Source organism: Cupriavidus sp. WGlv3, from assembly GCF_023952475.1.
Classification (GTDB): domain Bacteria; phylum Pseudomonadota; class Gammaproteobacteria; order Burkholderiales; family Burkholderiaceae; genus Cupriavidus; species Cupriavidus phytorum.
This window is the reverse complement of sequence record NZ_JALHRX010000013.1, coordinates 1-21,839: the sequence shown is the minus strand read 5'-3', so window position 1 is coordinate 21,839 and position 21,839 is coordinate 1. Positions and strand designations below refer to the sequence as shown.

20 protein-coding genes are annotated in these 21,839 nt (G+C 68.4%); 9 read left to right on the top strand and 11 right to left on the bottom strand.

Features of this window, described 5'->3' with window-relative positions; genetic code table 11:
- Positions 1–29: 29 nt before the first annotated feature.
- The 5 genes from sucC to MKD38_RS20540 all read left to right on the top strand — a co-directional run bounded on the left by sucC (position 30) and on the right by MKD38_RS20540 (position 5,812).
- Positions 30–1,196, top strand: coding sequence for an ADP-forming succinate--CoA ligase subunit beta (gene sucC / locus MKD38_RS20560; RefSeq protein WP_252679491.1), 1,167 nt, complete (start codon positions 30–32; stop codon positions 1,194–1,196).
- A gap of 86 nt (positions 1,197–1,282) precedes the next feature.
- Positions 1,283–2,164 (top strand): succinate--CoA ligase subunit alpha, encoded by an 882-nt coding sequence (sucD, locus tag MKD38_RS20555; protein WP_252679489.1) that lies wholly within the window; start codon positions 1,283–1,285, stop codon positions 2,162–2,164.
- 244 nt (positions 2,165–2,408) lie between these two features.
- Positions 2,409–3,104, top strand: a complete 696-nt coding sequence (locus MKD38_RS20550; protein ID WP_252679486.1) for a TerC family protein — start codon at positions 2,409–2,411, stop codon at positions 3,102–3,104.
- Positions 3,105–3,419: 315 nt separating this feature from the next.
- Positions 3,420–3,899 (top strand): pilin, encoded by a 480-nt coding sequence (locus MKD38_RS20545; RefSeq protein ID WP_252679485.1) that lies wholly within the window; start codon positions 3,420–3,422, stop codon positions 3,897–3,899.
- Between the two features lie 95 nt (positions 3,900–3,994).
- Positions 3,995–5,812, top strand: a complete 1,818-nt coding sequence (locus MKD38_RS20540) for a PglL family O-oligosaccharyltransferase (RefSeq protein WP_252679484.1) — start codon at positions 3,995–3,997, stop codon at positions 5,810–5,812.
- A 1-nt stretch (position 5,813) separates the two neighbouring features.
- Here MKD38_RS20540 and MKD38_RS20535 read toward each other — a convergent pair whose 3' ends face one another.
- The 3 genes from MKD38_RS20535 to moaC all read right to left on the bottom strand — a co-directional run bounded on the left by MKD38_RS20535 (position 5,814) and on the right by moaC (position 7,485).
- Positions 5,814–6,323: a hypothetical protein gene (locus MKD38_RS20535; protein WP_252679482.1), complete on the bottom strand. Its 510-nt coding sequence runs from the start codon at positions 6,321–6,323 to the stop codon at positions 5,814–5,816.
- A gap of 14 nt (positions 6,324–6,337) precedes the next feature.
- A complete protein-coding gene (locus MKD38_RS20530; RefSeq protein WP_115708267.1) occupies positions 6,338–6,772 on the bottom strand; it encodes a hypothetical protein in 435 nt (144 codons plus the stop codon).
- Positions 6,773–7,005: 233 nt separating this feature from the next.
- Positions 7,006–7,485 (bottom strand): cyclic pyranopterin monophosphate synthase MoaC, encoded by a 480-nt coding sequence (gene moaC / locus MKD38_RS20525; RefSeq protein ID WP_035816150.1) that lies wholly within the window; start codon positions 7,483–7,485, stop codon positions 7,006–7,008.
- Between the two features lie 118 nt (positions 7,486–7,603).
- Here moaC and MKD38_RS20520 point away from each other — a divergent pair, with 118 nt between their 5' ends.
- On the top strand, positions 7,604–9,427 hold the full coding sequence (locus MKD38_RS20520; RefSeq protein ID WP_252679480.1) for a beta-barrel assembly-enhancing protease: 1,824 nt from the start codon (positions 7,604–7,606) through the stop codon (positions 9,425–9,427).
- A 19-nt stretch (positions 9,428–9,446) separates the two neighbouring features.
- Here MKD38_RS20520 and MKD38_RS20515 read toward each other — a convergent pair whose 3' ends face one another.
- From MKD38_RS20515 to MKD38_RS20490, 6 genes are all read right to left on the bottom strand, one after another.
- A complete protein-coding gene (locus tag MKD38_RS20515; protein ID WP_252679474.1) occupies positions 9,447–10,037 on the bottom strand; it encodes a DUF2946 family protein in 591 nt (196 codons plus the stop codon).
- A gap of 39 nt (positions 10,038–10,076) precedes the next feature.
- On the bottom strand, positions 10,077–11,156 hold the full coding sequence (locus tag MKD38_RS20510) for a YheT family hydrolase (RefSeq protein WP_252679473.1): 1,080 nt from the start codon (positions 11,154–11,156) through the stop codon (positions 10,077–10,079).
- A 41-nt stretch (positions 11,157–11,197) separates the two neighbouring features.
- Positions 11,198–11,638, bottom strand: a complete 441-nt coding sequence (locus MKD38_RS20505; protein ID WP_012351840.1) for a YybH family protein — start codon at positions 11,636–11,638, stop codon at positions 11,198–11,200.
- A gap of 31 nt (positions 11,639–11,669) precedes the next feature.
- Positions 11,670–12,692, bottom strand: a complete 1,023-nt coding sequence (gene waaF, locus MKD38_RS20500) for a lipopolysaccharide heptosyltransferase II (RefSeq protein WP_252679471.1) — start codon at positions 12,690–12,692, stop codon at positions 11,670–11,672.
- 118 nt (positions 12,693–12,810) lie between these two features.
- Positions 12,811–13,005: a zinc-finger domain-containing protein gene (locus tag MKD38_RS20495; protein ID WP_010812205.1), complete on the bottom strand. Its 195-nt coding sequence runs from the start codon at positions 13,003–13,005 to the stop codon at positions 12,811–12,813.
- Positions 13,006–13,100: 95 nt separating this feature from the next.
- Complete coding sequence (locus MKD38_RS20490) at positions 13,101–14,021, bottom strand: branched-chain amino acid transaminase (protein ID WP_252679469.1); 921 nt, start codon at positions 14,019–14,021, stop codon at positions 13,101–13,103.
- Between the two features lie 162 nt (positions 14,022–14,183).
- Between MKD38_RS20490 and MKD38_RS20485 the strand changes: the two genes are divergently transcribed.
- Together MKD38_RS20485 and MKD38_RS20480 are read left to right on the top strand one after the other, a co-directional pair.
- Positions 14,184–17,222, top strand: coding sequence for a DEAD/DEAH box helicase (locus tag MKD38_RS20485; RefSeq protein ID WP_371925722.1), 3,039 nt, complete (start codon positions 14,184–14,186; stop codon positions 17,220–17,222).
- 197 nt (positions 17,223–17,419) lie between these two features.
- Positions 17,420–18,436, top strand: coding sequence for a Bug family tripartite tricarboxylate transporter substrate binding protein (locus MKD38_RS20480; protein ID WP_252679468.1), 1,017 nt, complete (start codon positions 17,420–17,422; stop codon positions 18,434–18,436).
- A gap of 47 nt (positions 18,437–18,483) precedes the next feature.
- Here the strand turns inward: MKD38_RS20480 and MKD38_RS20475 are convergent, their stop codons facing one another.
- Together MKD38_RS20475 and MKD38_RS20470 are read right to left on the bottom strand one after the other, a co-directional pair.
- Positions 18,484–19,620, bottom strand: coding sequence for a helix-turn-helix transcriptional regulator (locus MKD38_RS20475; RefSeq protein WP_252679467.1), 1,137 nt, complete (start codon positions 19,618–19,620; stop codon positions 18,484–18,486).
- 100 nt (positions 19,621–19,720) lie between these two features.
- Positions 19,721–20,824, bottom strand: coding sequence for a helix-turn-helix transcriptional regulator (locus tag MKD38_RS20470; RefSeq protein WP_252679466.1), 1,104 nt, complete (start codon positions 20,822–20,824; stop codon positions 19,721–19,723).
- Between the two features lie 415 nt (positions 20,825–21,239).
- Here MKD38_RS20470 and pgk point away from each other — a divergent pair.
- Positions 21,240–21,839 (top strand): phosphoglycerate kinase (gene pgk / locus MKD38_RS20465; protein WP_252679465.1); only part of this gene is annotated, 600 nt, incomplete at its 3' end.

The window sequence follows — 21,839 nt, the reverse complement described above, 5'->3', positions numbered from 1 at the left end:
CTTTTACGCCTACCCGAAAGGAAACACGCATGAATATCCATGAGTATCAAGGCAAGGAAATCCTGCGCAAATACAATGTGCCGGTTCCGCGCGGCATCCCCGCGTTCTCGGTTGACGAGGCCCTGAAGGCCGCAGAACAACTCGGCGGCCCGGTGTGGGTTGTCAAGGCACAGATCCACGCGGGTGGCCGCGGCAAGGGCGGCGGCGTCAAGGTTGCCAAGAGCATGGACGAGGTCAAGACCTACGCGTCCAACATCCTGGGCATGCAGCTGGTCACGCACCAGACCGGTCCGGAAGGCAAGAAGGTCAACCGCCTGCTGATCGAAGAAGGCGCCGACATCAAGAAGGAACTGTACGTTTCGCTGGTGGTGGACCGCGTGTCGCAGAAGATCGCCCTGATGGCATCGAGCGAAGGCGGCATGGACATCGAGGAAGTCGCTGCCCATTCCCCGGAAAAGATCCACACCCTGATCGTCGAGCCGTCGACCGGCCTGACCGACGCTGACGCCGACGACATCGCCCGCAAGATCGGCGTGCCCGACGCGAGCGTGGCGCAAGCCCGCCAGGCCCTGCAAGGCCTGTACAAGGCGTTCTATGAAACCGACGCTTCGCTGGCCGAAATCAACCCGCTGATCCTGACCGGCGACGGCAAGGTGATCGCGCTCGACGCCAAGTTCAACTTCGACTCGAACGCGCTGTTCCGTCATCCGGAAATCGTCGCCTACCGCGACCTGGATGAAGAAGACGCCAACGAAATCGAAGCCTCGAAGTTCGACCTGGCCTACATCTCGCTGGACGGCAACATCGGCTGCCTGGTGAACGGCGCCGGCCTGGCCATGGCCACCATGGACACCATCAAGCTGTTTGGCGGCGAGCCGGCCAACTTCCTGGACGTGGGCGGCGGTGCCACCACCGAGAAGGTGACCGAAGCCTTCAAGCTGATGCTGAGCAACAAGAACGTGCAGGCCATCCTGGTCAACATTTTCGGCGGCATCATGCGTTGCGACGTGATCGCCGAAGGCGTGATCTCGGCTTCCAAGGCCGTGCACCTGACGGTGCCGCTGGTCGTGCGCATGAAGGGCACCAACGAAGACCTGGGCAAGAAGATGCTGGCTGACTCGGGCCTGCCGATCATCTCGGCGGACACGATGGAAGAAGCCGCCCAGAAGGTCGTGGCTGCCGCCGCCGGCAAGTAAGCCGGGCGCCGTTACCCAATACAAGCGAACTTCGGCAGCGCGCGTGGCCTAGCCCGCGCTGCCAGAGTCAAGCAAAGGACGAAAGCATGTCGATTCTGATCAACAAAGACACCAAAGTCATCACCCAGGGCATCACCGGCAAGACCGGCCAGTTCCACACCCGTGGCTGCCGCGACTACGCCAACGGCAAGAACGCCTTCGTCGCCGGCGTGAACCCGAAGAAGGCCGGCGAAGACTTCGAAGGCATTCCCATCTACGCCAGCGTCAAGGACGCCAAGGCCCAGACCGGCGCCACCGTGTCGGTCATCTACGTGCCGCCCGCAGGCGCCGCTGCCGCGATCTGGGAAGCCGTTGACGCCGACCTGGACCTGGTGGTCTGCATCACCGAAGGCATCCCCGTGCGCGACATGATGGAAGTCAAGGACCGCATGCGCCGCGAGAACAAGAAGACCCTGCTGCTGGGACCGAACTGCCCGGGCCTGATCACGCCGGACGAAATCAAGATCGGCATCATGCCGGGCCACATCCACAAGAAGGGCCGCATCGGCGTGGTGTCGCGCTCGGGCACGCTGACGTACGAAGCCGTGGGCCAGCTGTCCGCGCTGGGCCTGGGCCAGTCGTCGGCGGTCGGCATCGGTGGCGACCCCATCAACGGCCTGAAGCACATCGACGTGATGAAGATGTTCAACGACGATCCGGAAACGGACGCCGTGGTCATGATCGGTGAGATCGGCGGTCCGGACGAAGCCAACGCGGCCCACTGGATCAAGGACAACATGAAGAAGCCGGTGGTCGGCTTCATCGCTGGCGTGACCGCGCCTCCGGGCAAGCGCATGGGCCACGCCGGCGCGCTGATCTCGGGCGGTGCCGATACCGCCCAGGCCAAGCTGGAAATCATGGAAGCCTGCGGTATCAAGGTGACCAAGAACCCGTCGGAAATGGGCCGCCTGCTGAAGGCAATGCTGTAACAGGCAGTCCAGCGCTTTCTTCGCGTTGCGGAGAAGGCCCCGGCTTGAAATGCCCCCGCCCTGCGGGGGCATTGTCTTTTCCGGCCCTCGAAGTGGCACGGCTGCCACGCTCGACCCAAAGATTACAAAATTGAAATCTAATCGAAAGGTTGATGCGTTAAACAGTCATGTCTGCGCTTTCAGACATCCAAAATCCCGTCGGATGACGGGGCGCACCACCACATAGAACTCGAGGAGCCTCCCCGTGGAACTGCTGTCTTCCACCACTTTCTGGATTGCGTTGGGATCGATCATCCTGACCAATATCGTCCTGTCCGGCGACAACGCGGTAGTGATCGCGCTCGCCTCGCGCAACCTGCCGCCGGTCCAGCAGAAGAAAGCCATCTTCTGGGGCAGCGCCGCCGCCATCATCATGCGCGTGGTATTGACCGTGGCCGCGGTCAAGCTGCTGAGCCTGCCCTACCTGAAGATCATCGGCGCGGTGCTGCTGGTCTACATCGGCGTGCAGCTGCTGACCGGCGAGGACGACGATGACGGCCATGACGCCAAGGACAATATCTGGGCCGCGATCCGCACCATCCTGATCGCCGACCTGGTGATGTCGCTGGACAACGTGGTCGCCGTGGCCGCCGCCGCGCAGAAGGGACCCGAAGGCAGCCAGTTGCTGCTGCTGATCGTCGGCCTGGGCCTGTCGATCCCGCTGATCGTGTTCGGCAGCACCATCCTGCTCAAAGTGATGGAGCGCTTCCCGGTCATCATCGTGCTGGGTGCCGCGCTGCTCGGCTACCTCGCCGGCGAAATGCTCGTCAGCGACCCGGTCGACGCCGCCTGGTTCGAAATCCACGTGCCCCACGCCCACCTGGTCTTCGGCGCCGCCGGCGCGATCCTGGTGGTGATCATTGGCAAGCTCCTGAGCCGCCGGTCGGCACAGGCCGCCTGACGGCACCAGCCTAAACGGGAAGGGCGGCCAGCTGGCCGCCCTTTTTCATTGGGCGCGGCGCCGAGCGTGTCGGTGCCCGTGCCAACTAACTCATGTGAGTGATCGCACTTTTTGTCGCGCTTGGCTGTGGTAGCGGTCCCAGGTGACAATTTTTGGCGCAATCGGCGAGCCTCACCCCGACGGGTGACGAAATTTGTCGCTTTTCACCCCCTACCGATGGGGGATGCGCCTGGCACACTTGCTGCTCAATCGTCCCCGCGTCACGAAACCGAAGACGTGCAACGCTTAACCAAAATCTCTTCGAGGGGTCAAATCATGCAACGGGTACAACAACTGAAGAAGCTGGGCCGCCGCGTCCAGAAGGGCTTTACGCTGATCGAACTGATGATCGTGGTGGCGATCATTGGTATCTTGGCGGCGATTGCGATTCCGCAGTATCAGGATTATGTGACGCGTAGCCGGTGGTCGGGCAACATCGCGGCTACTGCATCTGTTAAGCAAGCAATTGCCCAGTGTCTGCAGGAAAACGCCGCGGCAACCGCCTCTTGCGACACGTATGCGGAAGTTGGCGTTACTGCAGGTCTGAACGGTGCAGGGGATATGATTCTGACTAATGGTACGGCCGCCTTGGCCGCCGTTGGTGGCGTACCCGTTTTGACTATCACCGGAAACGCAGCTGCCCGCGGTTGTGTAGTTACGATGACGCCTACTATTGCTGCAGGTTCGGCCACCATAACCTGGACCCTAGCTCGCGCCGCAGCACCGGTATGCACTCAGGCAGAAACGGGCGTGTAATAACCACTGTATCAAATTGTTGGAAAAAGCGCCTTTGGGCGCTTTTTCTTTATTGCCCAAGCTATCATGCGCCTTTTCCCAACCCAGGCGCCGCAATGCCGCCTTCCCGGCCAAACTTCTCGTCGGCTGTTCTCGTCGCAGCAATCGTCATCCCGCTGCTAGTCTCCCGGCACACACTGCCGCTAGCGACGTTCTACGGCGAATGGGCCGCCGCGCTGTGCAGCATTGCCGCGGTGGCGGCCGTCGCTTTTCAAGCAGTCCGCAGGCCGGTGATGTCGGCCGACGCCCCCTCTGCATCCCTACCGCTTATCTCACTGCTATTCCTATGGCTTGTCGTCGTCAGCCTGATCTTCGCGAGCCTGGGACACACCGACTTTTCCGGCAGCCGCCTGATGACTGTGCTGACGCTTTCGCTCGGCGCAGCCGTGGCCTCTGCCGCATGGTGGTACCGCAGCACGCAGTCTGGCAGCGAAGCGGAAACCGGTGACGCCCTCGCCGTTGCGGCCCTGATCGCCGGCCTGCTAGGCACCGTGTCGCAATGGGTGCAGTTGTTCCACCTGGAACCCCGCTCCTTCGGCCTAGTCTCCACCTACTTCTACGACACCAACCGCCGCCTCTGGGGCAACCTCAACCAGCCCAACCACCAGGCCACCGTACATGGTCTGGCACTGGTCGCATCAGTGTGGCTGGCCTCGCGTGGGCGTTTGCACTTTCCGATGTGGCTGGCGGCAGTGGCCTTGCTGGAAAGCGGTATCGTGCTGTCCGGCTCGCGTACCGGCGTGCTGCATGTTGGCCTTGCCGCGAGCTACGCAATGATCGCAGCGTGGCTGGCGCGAGGCGAGCGCCGCGGAGCGGATCCGATGCAGCGCCCGGTTGGGCTCGTGGTCGCTGCCGTTGCCATGGTGGCGATGCTTTTGATCCTGCAACCCACGATCAAGGCGGCAGGGCACGCCTTTGACTGGCGCCTGTTCGACACCATCGCCCAGCTCGAAGCCGAAGACCAGATCTCCGCGCGCGGCGCGCTGTGGGCGCACGCCATCGCCATGTTCCGAGCTCATCCATGGTTCGGCGTCGGCTGGGGCGAGTTCGGCTGGGCGCAATTCCAGCAGCTCGATCAGGTCGGTGTGAAGGTCGAGATGTCCCTGCACGCTCACAACGCGATTCTCGATTTGCTGGCGAAGACCGGGATCGTCGGCACCGCCGGCGTGGCCGTGATCCTGCTGGCGTGGCTGTGGCGCGTGATGCTGGTGCGCTTGTGGCATGGCGATGCCGAAGAGCGCAGGCAAACCGTGCTGGTGCTGACCTGGCTGGCGATGCTGTGCGCGCATTCGATGCTGGAATACCCGCTGCATTACCTGTATTTCTTCCTGCCGTTCTGCTTCATGCTCGGCTGGCTTGAGCCGTCCGGCTTCGGGCGCTGGCGTCTTCCGTTACCGTTGGCGCGGGGACTAGTGCTCGCGTTTGTCGCGGTGGCCGCAGTGGTGCTGAGCACCATGTGGCAGGACTATCGCCGCGCGGAAGCGCGCGAGTATGCCAGCAGCGAAGGCCGCCACGCCTTGCCGATGCCGCGCTTCTGGTTCCGCCAGCATGCGCAGGCCGATGCGGCCGGGCAGGCCGCGATCACGCCGGAGAATGCCGCGGCGCTGTTGCCCGTGCATATCGCGGCGGTGCATCTGCTGCCGACGCCGACCATGATCGCGCGCACGGCATGGCTGCTGGCGCTGACGGGCGATGCCGCGCAAGGCCGGCAATGGATGGAGCGCCTGCGCTGGTACTACCTGGGCGACGAGGCCGCGCAGTACGCGACGATCGCGCAGGCGTGCCGCGGCGTGAAGGCGGCCCAGCGCCCGCAGGCGTTCTGCGGCTGGGTGGCCGATCGCTCGCGGCGGCTTGCCGAACTGGGCCGGGACTGACCTAGTAGTACGGGTACGGGCTGTAATAGACCGGCGGCGGTGGTGGCGGATAGTAGTACCGCGGCGCCGGGGCTGCGGCCACGCGCCCCGGCACGGGCACGCGATTGCCGCTGGCGTACATGCACTGCACGTAGGCCGCGTCGTACTGCTGCTGCGTGCCATAGCCGGCGTATTGCGCATTGCCGGCGCCGACCGCCGCCCCCGTGAGCAGGCCGACGCCCGCGCCCACCGCCGCACCCGAGCCACCGTTGAAGGCCGCGCCCGCGGCGGCGCCCAGCGCGGTGCCGACCACCGCGCTGCCGAGCGCGGCATTGTTGGCCGCCTGGGACGAAGACACCCCGCCGACGCGTCCGAAGGCGAATTGCCGGCAGTTGTAGTCGTCGGCGCGGAACTGGTCGAAGTTCTTGCCGGTGCCCGGCAGCGCCATCACGCTGGGCCCGGAGGGCAGCACGGCGCAGGCGCCGAGGGCGAGGGTGGCCACGACCAGCGTGGCGCGGATCAGGGCATCCATGGTGTCACCCCGTGTCAGGAATTGGCCGGCGGCTGTGCCGGTACGCGTTGCCAGCCGCCGGGGCAGGATGCGACGTAAGGGTAGTAGCCTTCAGGCTGGCTGCAGTGGTACCACCAGCCCTGCTGCGGCATGACGCCGTCTGGGCCGGGGGCCGGCACCGGGCCGTTCGGGCCTTGCTCGATGTATTGCGGCGGCGCCGCGGGCACCGTGACCACGGCGGGCGGGTAGTAGTACGGAGCTGGGTAGCCGTAGGGGTAGCCGCCGTAGAACGCGCCGGGCCCGAGATAGATGCCGACGCCTACGCTGGTGCGCGTCTTCACCATGCCGTCGCGCAGATCGCCGCCATGCCAGGCGGCATCGTGGAGATCGGCCCGCCCGGCAAGGGCGGCGCCACTGGCGGCAGTGGCCGCGAGTGCCAGGGCGATCTGGCAGAGCATGCGCCCGTTCATGGTATCCACCTCATCCCCGCGCGTGCCGCGGACAGGGTCAGCCGGCCGCGATCCCGGGCGGCCCGCAATCATATTGAATACCAAATTGTCGCGCGCGGATGTGGGACAGGGCGCGTGTGGAAATGCGGCGTTACCTTTATTACCAGGGAACGAATATGGCGTAAGAAGAGGCCGCGTCCGCCCTCGCCGGGCGTACCGAGGGCATCACGTAAGCCGTGCCGCGACGGCAGGTGTCAACCCGCCGCGACCCAATCCCCCGATTTGCCGCCATGCTTCTCCAGCAGCTTCACATTGCCGATCACCATGCCGCGGTCCACCGCCTTGCACATGTCGTAGATCGTCAGCAGCGCGACCTGCACCCCGGTCAGTGCCTCCATCTCCACGCCGGTCTGGCCGCGGGTCTCGGTGCGCACGGTGCAGGCGACGGTGGCGGTGGCCTCGTCCAGCGCAAACTCGACCGCCACCTTGGTCAGGCCGATCGGATGGCACAGCGGGATCAGGTCGGCGGTGCGCTTGGTGGCCATGATCGCCGCCACGCGGGCGATGCCGATCACGTCCCCTTTCTTGGCGCTGCCGTCGCGCACCAGGGCGAAGGTGGCGGGCTGCATGGTGATGGTGCCGGTGGCCACCGCGACGCGATGGGTGCTGGCCTTGTCGCCGACGTCGACCATGTGGGCTTGTCCGGCGGTGTCGAAATGGGTGAGCTGGGTCATGATCGAGAGCTTCGGGCGAACTGCATGCATGGGGCCGCCGGTGCCGCCAGTGTCGCCCCGAAAGGTCCGACCGACGCGTCCGATGGGAACGGCCACGAGAGGCCGCTATCATAGCAACATGCCAAAACACCCATCGCTTCGCAGGTCTGCCGCATATGGCCGTGGCGCCGCGGCGGATGCCGCTCCTGCCAGTTCCGCGTCACATCGCGAAGCCGGCAGCCACCGCCGCGCCGGCGGCGCCTGGGCGCCATGGCGGCGGCCGCTGGCGGCGCTGCTGGCGCTGACGTTCGCGGCACCTGCGTGGCCACAGGGTACGCCGCGCCCGGCAGCGGCGCCAGCGACGCCGGTGGCTGCGCCCCGTGCGTCGGCGCCGGCCACCTCGGCCGAGGCGACGGACCAGGTCTACGACAACCTGAACCGCAGCGTGAAGGCGGGCCAGAAGTCCGAGTTCGGCCTGCGCAGCAACAACGCGGTGGTGGAGGCCGGCGGCGTGCAACTGCCGGACCTCGGCGACCCGTCGACCGCGTCGCTGTCTCCCGACATGGAAAAACGCCTGGGCGACCGCATCATGCGCGACATCCGGCGCGATCCGCTGTACGTGCCCGATCCGCTGCTGTCCGACTACCTGAACGCGCTCGGCTACCGGCTGGTGCAGGCGGCGCGGCGCCAGAACATCTCCGGTTCGACCGGCGCCGGCACCTTCGCCACCGGCTTCGACCTGTTCGCGGTGCGCGATCGCAGCATCAACGCGTTTGCGCTGCCGGGCGGCTATATCGGCGTGCACACCGGGCTGCTGGTGCAGTCCGATACCGAATCCGAGCTGGCCTCGGTGCTGGGCCATGAAATCGGCCACGTGATGCAGCGGCATATCGCACGCGGCATCACCCAGCAGGACCAGTCGATGTGGATCGCGCTGGCGTCGATGGTGCTGGCCGGGCTGGCCGCGACGCGCAGCCCGGATGCGGCGGCGGCGCTGGCCATGGGCGGGCAGGGCGCCGCCATTGCCAACCAGCTGTCGTTCTCGCGCGGCGCGGAGCGCGAGGCCGACCGGGTCGGCTTCCAGATCCTGACCGCGGCGGGCTTCGATCCGCAGGGCATGCCCGATTTCTTCATGCGGCTGCAGCGCGCCGCGGGCACCGCCGAGAATTCGGTGCCGTCCTATGTGCGCACCCACCCGCTGACCTCCGAGCGCATCGCCGACATGCAGGACCGCGTCAGCCATGCCAGCCAGCGCAAGGTGCCCAACACGCCCGAGTACGAGTTCGCGCGCATGCGTGCCCGCGTGATCCAGGAAGCGTCGCCGAGCGACCTGCAGAACCTGCGCGCGGCGCTGCGCACGCAACTGGCCGGGGCGTCGGCGCTGCGCGCGCCGGCTGTGCACTACGCGCTGGCATTCGTCGAGCAGCGCCTGCGCCGCTATCCGGCGGCCGAACAGGAACTGGCCGAAGCCCGCCGCCTGTACGGCAATATCCCCGGCGCCAGCTCCGGCAGCCCGATGCTCGACGTGATGGCGGTGGAACTGGCGCGCGCGCAGGGCCGCGTGCCCGAGGCGCTGTCGCAGGCCAGCGCTTCGATGAAGGCCTTCCCGCTGTCGCACGCGGTGGCGGTGGCCTACGCCGAGACCCTGATCGGCTCCGGCCGCCATGACGAAGCGGTGCGCTTCCTGCGCGAGCGCACGCGCCAGGAGACCGGCCGCAGCGAATGGTGGGAGATGCTGGCGCGCGCCTACGCCGGCCAGGGCAAGCGGCTGCAGCAACATCAGGCGCTGGCCGAGAAATATGCGATGGATGGCGCCTACCAGGCCGCCATCGAACAGCTGCAGATCGCGCGCAAGGCCGGCGACGGCGATTTCTATACGCTGTCGGAGGTCGATGCGCGCCTGCACCAGCTGGAGCGCCAGTACCGCGAGGACAAGCAGGACAACAAGGGCATGCCGAACTGAGGTTCGGGGTTCGTGCACCTCAGCCGGCCGGCGCCGCCGGCTGGCGCACGAAGCCAAAGCGCTTCGGCACCTCGCTCTCGGCGATCGGCTCGATCGGCAGGTCGCGGCCATCGTGACGGAATACGCCCAGGTCCGCGCCGCAGGCTTCGCCATGCCAGGTGCTGGCGCCGCTGAACTGCTCCAGGTCGTGGTCGTGCAGCAGCGCCGCCTGCAAGGCCGGCGCGGTGCCCGGCGCCATGCCGGCGACGGTGCCTGCCAGGACCACGTTGCCGTGCTCGTCGGCAAAGCAGGCCTGCAGCGTGAAGGCCTGCCCCGTGGTGGTCTGCAGCGCGCCCTGGTGCAGCCGCACGATCCACGGCGCATAGCCCAGCATCACGAACACCCGCTGCGGCCCGTTCTGGAAGTACCAGCAGCCGCGTTCGTCGCACTGGTAGTTGCGCTCGATAAAGCCGATCAGCGCTTCATGGCGGATCGGGTCGCCCGAAAGCCCGTGCTGCTGCGCGTACTCATTGCGCAGCCGCCACTGCCCGCGGCGGTCCAGCGTGAGCCAGCCATAGGCATTGGGCACGTTGGGCCAGCGTGCCATGGCCTGCCTGACGATGTCGTCCATCTCTGTCTCCCCGGCGGGCCGCAGGGAAGGGCGCCCGCCTTACATCATGCTGTCGAAAAATCGCAGGATCCGTGCCGGCAGCCATTCGATATGGCCGCCGAAGCGTCCGTCGGCCTGCAGCGGCAGGTGGCGGCGCCAGTCCGCCGGCGGCGTCATGAAGCCGACATGGCCGCCGTGCTCGGGCTGTTCCAGCCAGACCTGCGGGCTGGCGTCGGCCGGGCCGGGCAGGTGCTGCGCGGGCAGGAAGGGATCGTTGCGCGCGTTGAGCACCAGCGTGGGCACGGCGATGTCGCGCAGCACGGGTTTGCTGGCGGCGCGGCGCCAGTAGTCGTCGGTATCGGCAAAGCCGTGCAGCGGCGCGGTGACGACGTTGTCGAAGGCGTACAGGTCGCGGCTGGCCAGCATGGTGTCGCGGTCGAACAGGCCCGGGAACTGCTCCAGCTTGGCCAGCGACTTGCGCTTGAGCGTCTGCAGGAACATGCGCGTGTAGACCAGGTTGAAGCCGGCCGACAGCGCGGCGCCGCCGGCGGCCAGGTCCAGCGGCGCGGAAATTGCCGCGGCCGCATGCACGTGGCCGGCGCCGCTGCCGTCTTCGCCCAGCATGCGCAGCAAGGCGTTGCCACCCAGCGAGATTCCCACCACCAGCAGCTTGCGCCCGCCGGCGCAGTGGTGCTGGCGCACGCGCTCCAGCACCCAGCGGATCTCGGCCGAATCGCCCGAGTGGTAGAAACGCGGCGCCAGGTTGAGCTCGCCGGAGCAACCGCGGAAATGCGGGATCACGCCCTGCCAGCCGCGCAACGACAGCGCATGCATCAGCGCCTGCGCGTAATGGCTGCCGGAGTCGCCCTCCAAACCGTGGAACATCACCACCAGCGGCGTCTCCGGCCGCACCGCATGAGTGGTCCAGTCGAGGTCGATGAAGTCCTGGTCGGGGGTGGCCCAGCGTTCGCGGCGAAAGCCGACCCGCGGCGGGCGGCGGGTGAAACGCGCGGGGATGATGGTCTGGGCGTGGCCGCCGCGCAGCCACCAGGGCATCGGCGTGCCCTCGCCATAGCCGTGCGCACTGGCGGGATCTGCCTGGACCGCGTAGGGCAGTCGGTGGTGCGGAAGCTGCGTCATGCCGGCTTGGTGTTGCGGGGGGCCGCCGCGCGGCCGGGGGTTCAGTGCAGCGCCTGGCCCGGCGTGGCGGCCACCGCGGCAACCTGCACCGCGTTGGCCGGGCTGCAATGGATGTGGGCCAGGCGCCAGCCTTCGTGGTTCTGCATCAGCACGTAGGTGGTGTGCACGTACAGGTCGGCCTCGACGCGGTCGCTGCCGAAGCGCAGCGCCTCGGTCACGTCGAAGATCGACACGGCCATCGACGCATGGCTGCTGGTCTCGATGGCGTCGACCAGCACCGGCTGCTCTTCCAGCAGCTGCGAGAATGCTTGGCGCAGCTGCTCGTGGCCGATCAGGCGCTGGCCGTCGGGCAGCACGCAGGTGATCGAGTCTTCGTCCAGCCACAGGCGCAGCGCGCCTTCGGCGTCGCGCAGCTTCAGCGCTTCGCGGAAAGCGTCGACGATGTCTTCGGCGGAATCGAACAGGCGGGCAAAGCGAGGCATGTTGGCAATGGACGTGGCTAGGGCGGGGAGGTCAGGGCCGGTGCAGCAGCTTGCGCAGCTCGACGAACACCATTTCCGGTTCGATCTCTTTCAGGCAGCGCAGGTGGCCCAGCGGACACTCGCGCTTGAAGCACGGACTGCACTCCAGCTGCAGCCACATGATACTCGCTGCCTGTGACAGCGGCGGCGTGTGGCGCGGATCGCTCGAGCCGTACACCGCCACCTGGGGCCGGCCCAGCGCCGCGGTCACATGCATCAGGCCCGAATCGTTGCAGACCGCGGCTTCGGACAGCGCCAGCAGGTCGACCGCGTCGTCGAGCGAGGTCTGGCCGCACAGGTTGCGCACGAACGGGGCCTCGCTGACGATCTCGGCGGCGATCTCGGCGTCCTTGGCCGAGCCCAGCGTGATCATCTGTGCGTACGGATACGAGCGCCGCAGCATCTGCGCCAGCCTGGCGAAATGCGCCGCGGGCCAGCGCTTGGCCGGGCCGAACTCGGCGCCCGGGCAGAACGCGATCACGCGCGTGTGCGGCGCCAGGCCGAAGCGCTCGGCGGTGGCGGCCACGCGCGCCGGGTCCGCGCGCAGGCGCGGCTCGGACAGATTGTCGGGCAGGCGCGCACCGGGCTTGAGCGCCAGGCGGGCGTAGTGCTCCACCATCGGCGGGCGGTGGTCGCGCGGCGGATTGGCGTGGCGCACGTTGAGCATGCCGAAGCGCGCTTCGCCGCGGTAGCCGATGCGCAGCGGAATGCCGGCCAGCCACGGGATCAGCGCCGACTTGAGCGAGTTCGGCAGCACGTAGGCGAGGTCATAGCCTTCGTTCTTCAGCTGCTGCGCGAACATCAGCCGCGCCGACAGCTGCAGCTTGCCGTGCGCAAGGTCCGACGGGAACACGCGGCCGATTTCCGGCATGCGCGCGAGCACCGGCGCGACCCACTTGGGCGCGAGGGCATCGATGACCAGGCGCGGATGGCGCGCCTTGAGCAGCGCGAACAGCGGCTGCGCCATCAGGGCGTCGCCGATCCAGTTGGGGGCGATGACGAGGGCTTTCTTCATGGAAGGGGCGCAAGGAGCCGGCACGGGCGCAGCGGCGCGGGCGCCGGCAACGCCAACGCTCCGGGGCGCCAGTGGGCGGCCCGGAGCGTCAGGGAGGTGCGATGGCCGGCGGCTCGGGTCAGTGGTGGCCCTTCAGCACGGTGCCCGGCTTGAGCTTGTACACGGTGCCGCAGTACGGGCACTTGGCTTCGCCGGTGTCGGCCACGTCGAGAAACACGCGCGGATGGTAGTTCCAGGCCGGGGTGTTGGCGGTCGGGCAGTGCAGCGGAATGTCTTCGGCGCCGATTTCGATGATGGTCGCGGTTTGCGTCATGGTGTTGCAGGGAATAAAACGTATTGTTCGTCAAAACAAGGCGCGTGCCGCGCCCGCACGGGCGGGCGACTGGCACGCGGACTGCCGGCCGGTGCTCAGACCAGCGTCAGCCACTTCTTGTACTTTTCGTCGGTGCCGCCGACGGCGGCAAAGAAGGCGTCCTGGATCTGCTTGGTCACCGGGCCGCGGCGGCCTTCGCCGATGATGCGGTCGTCCAGCTCGCGGATCGGCGTGACCTCGGCGGCGGTGCCGGTGAAGAAGGCTTCGTCGGCGCAGTACATCTCGTCGCGGGTGATGCGCTTCTCGCGCACTTCGATGCCCAGGTCGCGCGCGATGGTCAGGGTGGCGTCGCGGGTGATGCCGTCCAGGCACGAGGCCAGGTCCGGGGTGTAGATCACGCCGTTGCGCACGATGAAGACATTCTCGCCCGAACCTTCGCTGACGTAGCCGTCGGTGTCGAGCAGCAGCGCTTCGTCGTAGCCCAGGCCGGTCGCCTCCTGGTTGGCCAGGATCGAGTTGATGTAGTAGCCGCTGGCCTTGGCGCGCACCAGCGACACGTTGACGTGGTGGCGGGTGAACGACGAGGTCTTCACGCGGATGCCTCGCTCCATGCCTTCCTCGCCCAGGTAGGCGCCCCACGGCCACGCCGCGATGGCGACGTGGATGGTGTTGCCCTTGGCCGAGACGCCCAGCTTTTCCGAACCGATCCACACGATCGGGCGGATGTAGCAGGATTCCAGGTGGTTGGCGCGCACCACTTCGCGCGTGGCGGCTTCCAGCGTGGCCTCGTCGAACGGCATCGCCATCTGGAAGATCTTGGCGGAATTGAACAGGCGGCGGGTGTGCTCTTTCAGGCGGAAGATGGCGGTGCCTGCGGGGGTCTTGTAGGCGCGCACGCCCTCGAACACGCCCATGCCGTAGTGCAGCGTATGCGTCAGCACGTGGATCTTGGCGTCGCGCCACTCGATCAGCTTGCCGTCCATCCAAATCTTGCCGTCGCGATCCGCCATCGACATGTCTGTTCTCCCTGCGCCGTGGAAATAGCAAAAACGATATTGTAAGCCCGGGGGGCATGGGTCACAACGCGGCGCGGGCGCCGCGGCGGTCTAGAATGCGCTTTTTCACGGCATCGTCGCTGCATTGGCGGCGGCGTCCGCCAGTCGACCTTCCTGCAAGCCGTGCCTTCGAGCCCACATTCCAGCCCCGATCGCCAGCCTGGCCAGCCTGACGCGCTGCCGGACGCCCCTGGCGCGCCGGAGGCCGACTGGCAGCAGGCGCTGGACGCGCTGCGCGCCCTCGCCGGTACCGACCCGGCCACCGCTCAAGGTGCGGCGGCACCGGCCCGGCGCCTGCTGTGGGCGCTGACGCTGGACGCCGACGGCGCGCCCGGCACGATCGAGCCGCTCGAGCAGGTGCGCGGCCCGAAGGGCTGGGGCAAGCCCCGGCCGGTGCCGCTGGCGCGCATCGCCGAGGACGAGCGGCTCGAGCCGTGGGATGCGCGCGTGGCGCGCGCCATCCGCCGCGATGCCTCGCACCACCGCCGCTACGTGCTCGACCGCGCCATGGCGCTGATGGCGCTGGCCGGGCACCCGGGCGTGGTGCTGGCCCACGCGCCCACGCAGACGCTGGACGTGGTCGAGGACGCGCCCGCGCTGGAGGCCGTGCGCAGCGCCGGCCGCTACGTGCTGCGGCTGTTCCCGCCGGTGCGCGAGGCGCCTGCGCTGGAGGCGCTGCTGCCCGCCGCCGCGCGGCAGGAGGCCGAGGCGCTGCGCCAGTTCACGCTGCTGCGCGACGGCCCGCACCGGCTGCGGCTGGTCCGCTATACCCCGGCGCAGTTCGAGGCCGCGCGGCTGATCGGCAACGGCGTGGCAATTCCCGAGGAAGGCCACGCCCGGCTCGACCAGACCCTGCGCGCGCTGGCCGGCCAGTTCCAGATCCAGGCCGATGCCGCGGCCGGCTCGCGCGCGGTCGAGGCGGAGGCACGCTTGCGCGCCGAAGTGGCGCCGGTGGGACGCGGCATCTCGCTGCGGCTGGTGGTGACGCCGCTGGGCCCGCTCGGGCCGCGGCTGGCGCCCGGCGCCGGGCGCGAACGGCTGATGGCGACGGTGCGCGGCGAGACCCTGTCCACGCAGCGCGACCTCGACGCCGAGCTGGCCAGCGTGGCCGAAGTCTTCGCCGCGCTGCCGCAGTTGGTGGCGCTGTCGCCGCCGGGCGGCGAGTACACCTGGACCCTGGACGATCCCGAGGATGCGCTCGCGGTGGTCGAGGCGCTGCCGGCGCTGTCCGCGGTGCAGGCGGTCGAATGGCCGCGCGGCAAGGAACTGCGCGTGCTGCCCGCCGACCTGCCGCAGCTGGGAGTGCAGATCGAGAGCCGCGGCGCGTGGTACCAGCTGGCGGGCGAGCTGCGCGTGGCCGAGGGGCTGGTGCTGGAGCTGGGCAAGCTGATCGACTGGACCGGCAGCCACGCCGGGCGCTTCGTGCCGATGGGGCAGGGCGTCTACGTGGCGCTGACTCAGGTGCTGCGCGGCCGGCTGCGCGATCTTGCCGGCGTGGGCGAGCGGCTTACGGATGGCACCCGCGACGGCATCCGCGTGCCGCAGATGGCGACGCCGTGGCTGGACGACGTGCTGGCCGGCGCGGGCGTCGATCCCGACGCGCATTTCCGCGCGCGCATCGCCCGGCTGCGCGCCGCGCGCGAGCGCGAGATCGCGCTGCCGGCCACGCTGGCGGCGGAGCTGCGCCCCTACCAGGAAGCCGGCTACCGCTGGGCCATGACGCTGGCCGCTTCCGGACTGGGCGCCTGCCTGGCCGACGACATGGGCCTGGGCAAGACCCTGCAGGCGCTGGCGGTGCTGGTGGCGCGCGCCGGCGGGGGCGCGGCGCTGGTGATCGCGCCGACCTCGGTGTGCGGCAACTGGGCCGCCGAGGCGCGGCGCTTCGCGCCCACGCTCAACGTCCATGTCTATGCCGAGGGCGATCGCGACGCGCTGCTGGCGCAGGCCGGGCCGCATGACCTGGTGATCGTCTCGTACACACTGCTGCAGCAGGCCAGCCGGGACTTCTGCGCGCGCGCCTGGCATACCGTGGTGGCCGACGAGGCCCAGGCCTTCAAGAACGCGGTCACGCGGCGGGCGCAGGCGATGTTCGCGCTGCCGTCGGACTTTCGCATGGCGCTGACCGGCACGCCGGTGGAAAACCGGCTAGCCGAGCTGTGGTCGGTGATGCGGTTCTGCAATCCCGGCCTGCTGGGCTCGCTGGCCCGCTTCAACGAGCATTTTGCCAACCCGATCGAGCGCGCCGGCAGCCGCGAGGCACGCCTGCGGCTGCGCCGCATGATCGCGCCGTTCGTGCTGCGCCGGACCAAGGCGCAGGTGCTGGACGAGCTGCCGCCGCGCACCGAGCTGGTGATCCGGGTCGAACCCGAGCCGGTCGAAGCCGCACATTACGAGGCGCTGCGCCGCCAGGCCCAGACCGAGGCCGAGGCCGCGCTGGCACGCCTCGAAGCCGCGCGCAAGGCCACCCGCGATGCGCCCGCCGGCGCGAAGGCGCGCGCGCTGGCGCAGGCCCGGCACCAGGCGCAGGCGCGCCTGCACGTGCTGGCGCAGCTGATGCGGCTGCGCCGCGCCGCGTGCGATCCTCGCCTGGTCACGCCCGAAGTTGGCGGGCAACTGAGCGGCCAGCTGAACGAAGGCGCCAAGGTGCGCGCCTTCGTCGAACTGGCCAGCGGACTGGCCGCCAGTGGCCACAAGACCCTGGTGTTCAGCCAGTTCGTCGATTTCCTGCAGCTGCTGCGCCACGGGCTGGAGCGCGCCGGGCTGGCGCTGCAATACCTGGACGGCGCCACCCCCGCGGCCGAGCGCACGCGCCGCGTGGCCGCGTTCCAGGCGGGCGAGGGCGATGTCTTCCTGATCAGCCTGAAGGCCGGCGGCTTCGGCCTGAACCTGACCGCGGCCGACTACGTGATCATCGCCGACCCGTGGTGGAATCCCGCCGCCGAAGACCAGGCCATGGGCCGCGCGCACCGCATCGGCCAGCAGCGCCCGGTCACGGTGTACCGACTGATCAATGCGGGCACCATCGAGGAGCGCATCGTCGAGCTGCACCGCGACAAGCGCGCGCTGGCCGATGGCTTGCTGGAAGCCGACGACGACCATGCCGCGGGCACCGGCGCGCCGCTGCCGGATGTCGACGAACTGGTGGGGCTGCTGCGGCGCTGAAGCGCAAGCCGCGCCGAGGCGGGTTGCCATATGCCCGCACGGCATACCTTCAGGCAAACTCAGTCGTTTGGTTTTGGCAGGAACCTTGCTATCTTGTTGCGCTGGCCCGGGGCTCAGATCCCGGCCATCGCTCAGGTCCGCCGCGAAGTCCCCGCCGCGCCGGGCCGCTTCCTGTGACATTCACCGACGGTGCCCCCATGCCCAACTCGTCCCGCCTGCTTCCGCGCTTGTCCTTCCGTTCCGCCTTCCGCGTTGCCGCGCTGTGCGCCGCCGTGGCCGGCACGGCCAGCTTGCCCGCCCATGCGCAGGGCGAATGGCCGACGCAACCGGTGACGATCCTGATGGGCTTTACCGCGGGCTCGGGCGTCGACATCGTCGGCCGCACGCTGCAGGAATCGCTGCAGAAGTCGCTGAAGACCACCATCGTCTATGACTACCGGCCGGGCGCCGGCGGCAACGTTGCCTCCGAGGTGGTGGCGCATGCCAAACCGGACGGCTACACGCTGCTGCTCGGCACCGCCGCCACGCACGGCATCAACCCGGCGCTGTACAAGACCCTGCCGTTCGATGCCGACGCCGATTTCACCCCGATCGCGCCGCTGGTCGAGGTCTCCAACGTGCTGACCGTCAACCCGGCGGTGCTCGACGTCAAGTCGGTCAGGGAGTTCATCGAGAAGGTCAAGGCCAATCCCGGCAAGTACAACTTTGCCTCCACCGGCAACGGCACCGGCACGCACCTGGCGTTTGCCGAGTTCAATGCGCGCGCCGGGCTGGACATGGTGCACGTGCCCTACAAGGGCGGCCCCGATGCGCTGCAGGCAGTGGTAAAGGGCGAGGTCTGCTGCATCTTCAACCAGGTGCAGAGCGTGCTGCCGCAGTTCCGCGCCGGCAAGGTGCGCCTGCTGGGCGTGACCACCAAACAGCGCGTGCAGGTGATCGCCGATGTGCCGACCATTGCGGAAAGCGGCCTGCCCGGCTTCAACAGCACCATCTGGTTCGGCCTGTTCGGGCCCAGGGGGCTGGACCCGAAGATCGCGCGCAAGGTCAATGACGCGGTCAAGGTGGCGCTGGAAACGCCGGCGATCCGCCAGAAGCTGATCGATGCCGGCAACACGCCGCGGGTCGAGACGGTGGACCAGTTCAAGGCCACGGTGAAGGCCGACCGCCAGAAGTGGGCGGGCGTGGTCAAGACCGTGGGCGCTTCGATCGACTGAGCCGTCGACGGATCCGTTGCAAGCGCGGCCGGAGCCTGCCGGCGCCGCTAGGCGCGCACGCCCAGCCGCGTCAGCAGGTGCGCCAGCTGCGCCTGCGTGCCGGTGCCGGTCTTGGTGAAGATCGCCTTGAGCTGGGTGCGACCAGTCTCGCGCCGGATGCCGATCAGCTCGCAGGCCTCGGGCAGGCCGATGCCCGATGACAATTGCAGCGCCAGCCGGATCTCCGCCGGCGTCAGGCCGTAGAGGTCGCGCAACACGGTCGGCAGCGTCATCGGCGCGGCGCCCGGTTCGTGGATCGCCACCAGCACGCTGGGGCGCTGCCAGTCCAGCGCCAGGTGATGCGCCGGGGGCAGCGGCAGCAGGATCACCTGCGCTTGCCGGCCGGCGCTGTCGATGGCGCGCAGCGCCTGCGCCGGCTGCGCGCTGGCCGGGTTGCTCACCGCGCGCAGCGCGTCCGCGAACGGGCGCGACAGGGTCCAGCCGCCATCCTCGCGCGCGGCCAGCGGCGCCGCGACGCTGGTCTCGATCGACACCGCCGGCAGCAGCCGGCGCACCCAGGTTTCGCCGATGCTGTTGGCCATGAGCGGCTTGCCATCGTCGCGGAACACGATCACGCCGAACGGCAGCCGCTCCATCAGCTGCGACGACGCATGCGCCAGCGCCGACACCTGGTGGGTGCGCTCGCGCAGCGCCATGGCCTGGCGCACGTGCGGGATGGCCCAGTCGAGCGCGCGCGCATCCTCGGGCGAGTAATGATCGTGGCCATGCGGGCGCTGCAGCGACAGGAACACGTCGTAGTGCGGCTGGCGCTCGATCAGGCAGGCCATCACCGACGACTGTTCGATCGGCCGCAGGAACTCGCCGTAGAAGGGCGACTGCCGCATGACCTGCGGCCCCAGTTCGCGCGAATCGATATACCAGCTGCCCACCGCCATGCGCCGCGCGAACGGCAGCGCCGGGTCGATCGCGGCGAACTGTTCGCGGTACGCGGCCACGGCCTCGGGCATCGGGTTGACTTCCTGGTGCACCAGCACGCGCTCGTGCACGGTGTCGAGCACGAGCAGGTGCGCGTGGCTGCTGCCGCTGGCCTGGCACAGCGCGCTCAGGCTGCGCTGCCAGGCATCGGCGTCGAAAATTCCCTCGTACAGCGCGCGAATGGTGTCGTGCATCTGTGTGTCGCTCATGGCTTCCCTTCTTCTTACTTCTTTTATTTTTAGCACTTTACTCGCGTGGCAGCGCGCGGGCCGCCGGCGCGGCGCCGGCGCGTTGCAGAGGCTGGCGGGTTCAGCCCTGATCCAGCGCCGCGCCCAGGCGCGAGAGCAGGTGCGTGAGCTGGGCCTGGCTGTTGCAGCCGGTCTTGTGGAATACCGCCTTGAGTTGCGTGCGCGCGGTTTCGTGGCGGATGCCGAGCTGCTGGCTGGCTTCGGGCAGGCCCTGGCCGTGCGCCAGCTGCACGCTGAGCCGGGTCTCGGCCGGCGTCAGCCCGTAGAGATCCCGCAGTACGGGGCCGAGCAGCAGCGGCGCGCGGTCCTGCTCGTGCACGATCACCAGCGCCGCCGGTTCCTGCCACTGCGCGGCAAAGGCGTGCGACGGCGGCAGCGGCAGCACGATGACCTGCGCGCTGGCGTCGCCGCTGGTGGCGCGCGCCGCCTGCGCGGCCACGGCGTGGCGGGGGTCGCAGGCGGCCTGGACCATGTCGGCGAACGAGCGCGACAAGGTCCACTCCGAAACCTTGCCGGCCGGGTCCAGCCGCCGCGCCCAGCGTTCGCCGGCGCGGTTGCACAACAGCACGTGGCGCTGCGGCGAAAACACCAGCAGGGCGAAATTGAGCCGCTCCACCAGCTGCGTCGACAGCCGCGCCAGCACCGTCAGCCCGAGCGTGCGATCGCGCATCGCCATGGCGCTGCGCATATGCGGAATGACCCAGTCCAGGCCGCCGGTGTCGACGCTCGAGAACAGCGGCTGCCGGCGCGCGCGCTGCATCGAGAAATAGACTTCGTAATGGGGCTGGCGCTCGACCAGGCAGGCCACGTAGGAGCGCAGGCCATAGCGGTGGAAGAAATCGCGGTAGAACGGGTGGCGCGCCATGGTGCCTTCGCCCAGCTCGCGCGCATCGATATACCAGTCGCCCGGTTGCATGCGCGGTGCGAACTGCTTGGCCGGGTCGATCGCCTGGTAATCCGACTCGTATTCGGTGAACAGCTCGACCACCGGGTTGATGATCTCGTTGACGCTGATCTGGTCGCGCACCGTATCCCAGACCATCATCGAGCCATGTGCCGCTCCCGCCAGCCCGGTCAGGGCGCGCAGGCTCTCCTGCCAGGCCCCGGGATCCAGAATGCCCTCGTACAAGCCGCGGATGGCTCCGTGCATGTCGGCTTCGTTCATCTGACTTACCCCTTGCATTCGCGACAAAATAATGCGCGGCGCCGGTGGTGCGTCCGCTCGCACCCCGGCATGCTTTGTTGTTCTTGGCTGCTTGCAGTGGGCCGTATTGTTAGCCTCTTGTCGGCCGCCGCTTGTCTTGGCCGTTTGTAGACCGGCTCTGGCGTGATTGCGTGTCTGATGTAGCAGACGTTGCGTACATTACCGCACTTGGGGGTCTCGCGGAAAACGCTGGCGCCCCTTCTTTGGTGGGGAGTGGGGGCAGTCGGGCGCCCTTGGCACTGGCTGGCAGGCGGGTTTGTGCCTTGCGGAGCGCATCATGGTCCGCCACGGTCCGGATTCGGCAAAGGCCCGATCGCGTTCAGGTAAAATGCCGGTTTCCCCGAGTCCGCAGCGAAATCTCGCGCCATCCACCGTCATGACCTCTGTCCTGCGTCTTTCCGATCTGATCTCCCAAGGCAAACTCTCCGGCAAGCGTGTGTTCATCCGTGCCGACCTGAACGTGCCGCAGGATGACGCCGGCAATATCACCGAAGACACGCGCATCCGCGCCTCCGTGCCCGCCATCGAGGCCTGCCTGGGCGCCGGCGCCGCGGTGATGGTCACGTCCCACCTGGGCCGCCCGACCGAGGGCGAGTTCAAGCCCGAAGACTCGCTGGCGCCGATCGCCGCGCGCCTGTCCGAACTGCTTGGCAAGCCGGTCCAGCTGGTGCAGAACTGGGTCGACGGCGTCGAAGTGGCGCCCGGCCAGGTGGTGCTGCTGGAAAACTGCCGCGTCAACAAGGGCGAGAAGAAGAACAGCGACGAACTGGCGCAGAAGATGGCCCGTCTGTGCGATGTCTACGTCAACGACGCCTTCGGCACCGCGCACCGCGCCGAGGCCACCACCCACGGCATCGCCAGGTACGCGCCGATCGCCTGCGCCGGCCCGCTGCTGGCCGCCGAGATCGACGCGCTGGGCAAGGCCCTGGGCCAGCCCGCACGCCCGCTGGTGGCGATCGTGGCAGGCTCCAAGGTC

Excerpts from the sequence above, each read along its gene's own strand:
- waaF (WP_252679471.1), bottom strand. The coding sequence starts at position 12,692 with ATGAAGAAAGCCCTCGTCATCGCCCCCAACTGGATCGGCGACGCCCTG.
- moaC (WP_035816150.1), bottom strand. The coding sequence starts at position 7,485 with ATGACCCAGCTCACCCATTTCGACACCGCCGGACAAGCCCACATGGTC.
- MKD38_RS20540 (WP_252679484.1), top strand. The coding sequence starts at position 3,995 with ATGCCGCCTTCCCGGCCAAACTTCTCGTCGGCTGTTCTCGTCGCAGCA.
- MKD38_RS20480 (WP_252679468.1), top strand. The coding sequence starts at position 17,420 with ATGCCCAACTCGTCCCGCCTGCTTCCGCGCTTGTCCTTCCGTTCCGCC.
- sucD (WP_252679489.1), top strand. The coding sequence starts at position 1,283 with ATGTCGATTCTGATCAACAAAGACACCAAAGTCATCACCCAGGGCATC.
- sucC (WP_252679491.1), top strand. The coding sequence starts at position 30 with ATGAATATCCATGAGTATCAAGGCAAGGAAATCCTGCGCAAATACAAT.
- MKD38_RS20530 (WP_115708267.1), bottom strand. The coding sequence starts at position 6,772 with ATGAACGGGCGCATGCTCTGCCAGATCGCCCTGGCACTCGCGGCCACT.
- MKD38_RS20470 (WP_252679466.1), bottom strand. The coding sequence starts at position 20,824 with ATGAACGAAGCCGACATGCACGGAGCCATCCGCGGCTTGTACGAGGGC.
- MKD38_RS20490 (WP_252679469.1), bottom strand. The coding sequence starts at position 14,021 with ATGTCGATGGCGGATCGCGACGGCAAGATTTGGATGGACGGCAAGCTG.
- MKD38_RS20515 (WP_252679474.1), bottom strand. The coding sequence starts at position 10,037 with ATGGACGACATCGTCAGGCAGGCCATGGCACGCTGGCCCAACGTGCCC.
- MKD38_RS20535 (WP_252679482.1), bottom strand. The coding sequence starts at position 6,323 with ATGGATGCCCTGATCCGCGCCACGCTGGTCGTGGCCACCCTCGCCCTC.
- MKD38_RS20495 (WP_010812205.1), bottom strand. The coding sequence starts at position 13,005 with ATGACGCAAACCGCGACCATCATCGAAATCGGCGCCGAAGACATTCCG.
- MKD38_RS20505 (WP_012351840.1), bottom strand. The coding sequence starts at position 11,638 with ATGCCTCGCTTTGCCCGCCTGTTCGATTCCGCCGAAGACATCGTCGAC.
- MKD38_RS20545 (WP_252679485.1), top strand. The coding sequence starts at position 3,420 with ATGCAACGGGTACAACAACTGAAGAAGCTGGGCCGCCGCGTCCAGAAG.
- MKD38_RS20510 (WP_252679473.1), bottom strand. The coding sequence starts at position 11,156 with ATGACGCAGCTTCCGCACCACCGACTGCCCTACGCGGTCCAGGCAGAT.
- MKD38_RS20520 (WP_252679480.1), top strand. The coding sequence starts at position 7,604 with ATGCCAAAACACCCATCGCTTCGCAGGTCTGCCGCATATGGCCGTGGC.
- MKD38_RS20475 (WP_252679467.1), bottom strand. The coding sequence starts at position 19,620 with ATGAGCGACACACAGATGCACGACACCATTCGCGCGCTGTACGAGGGA.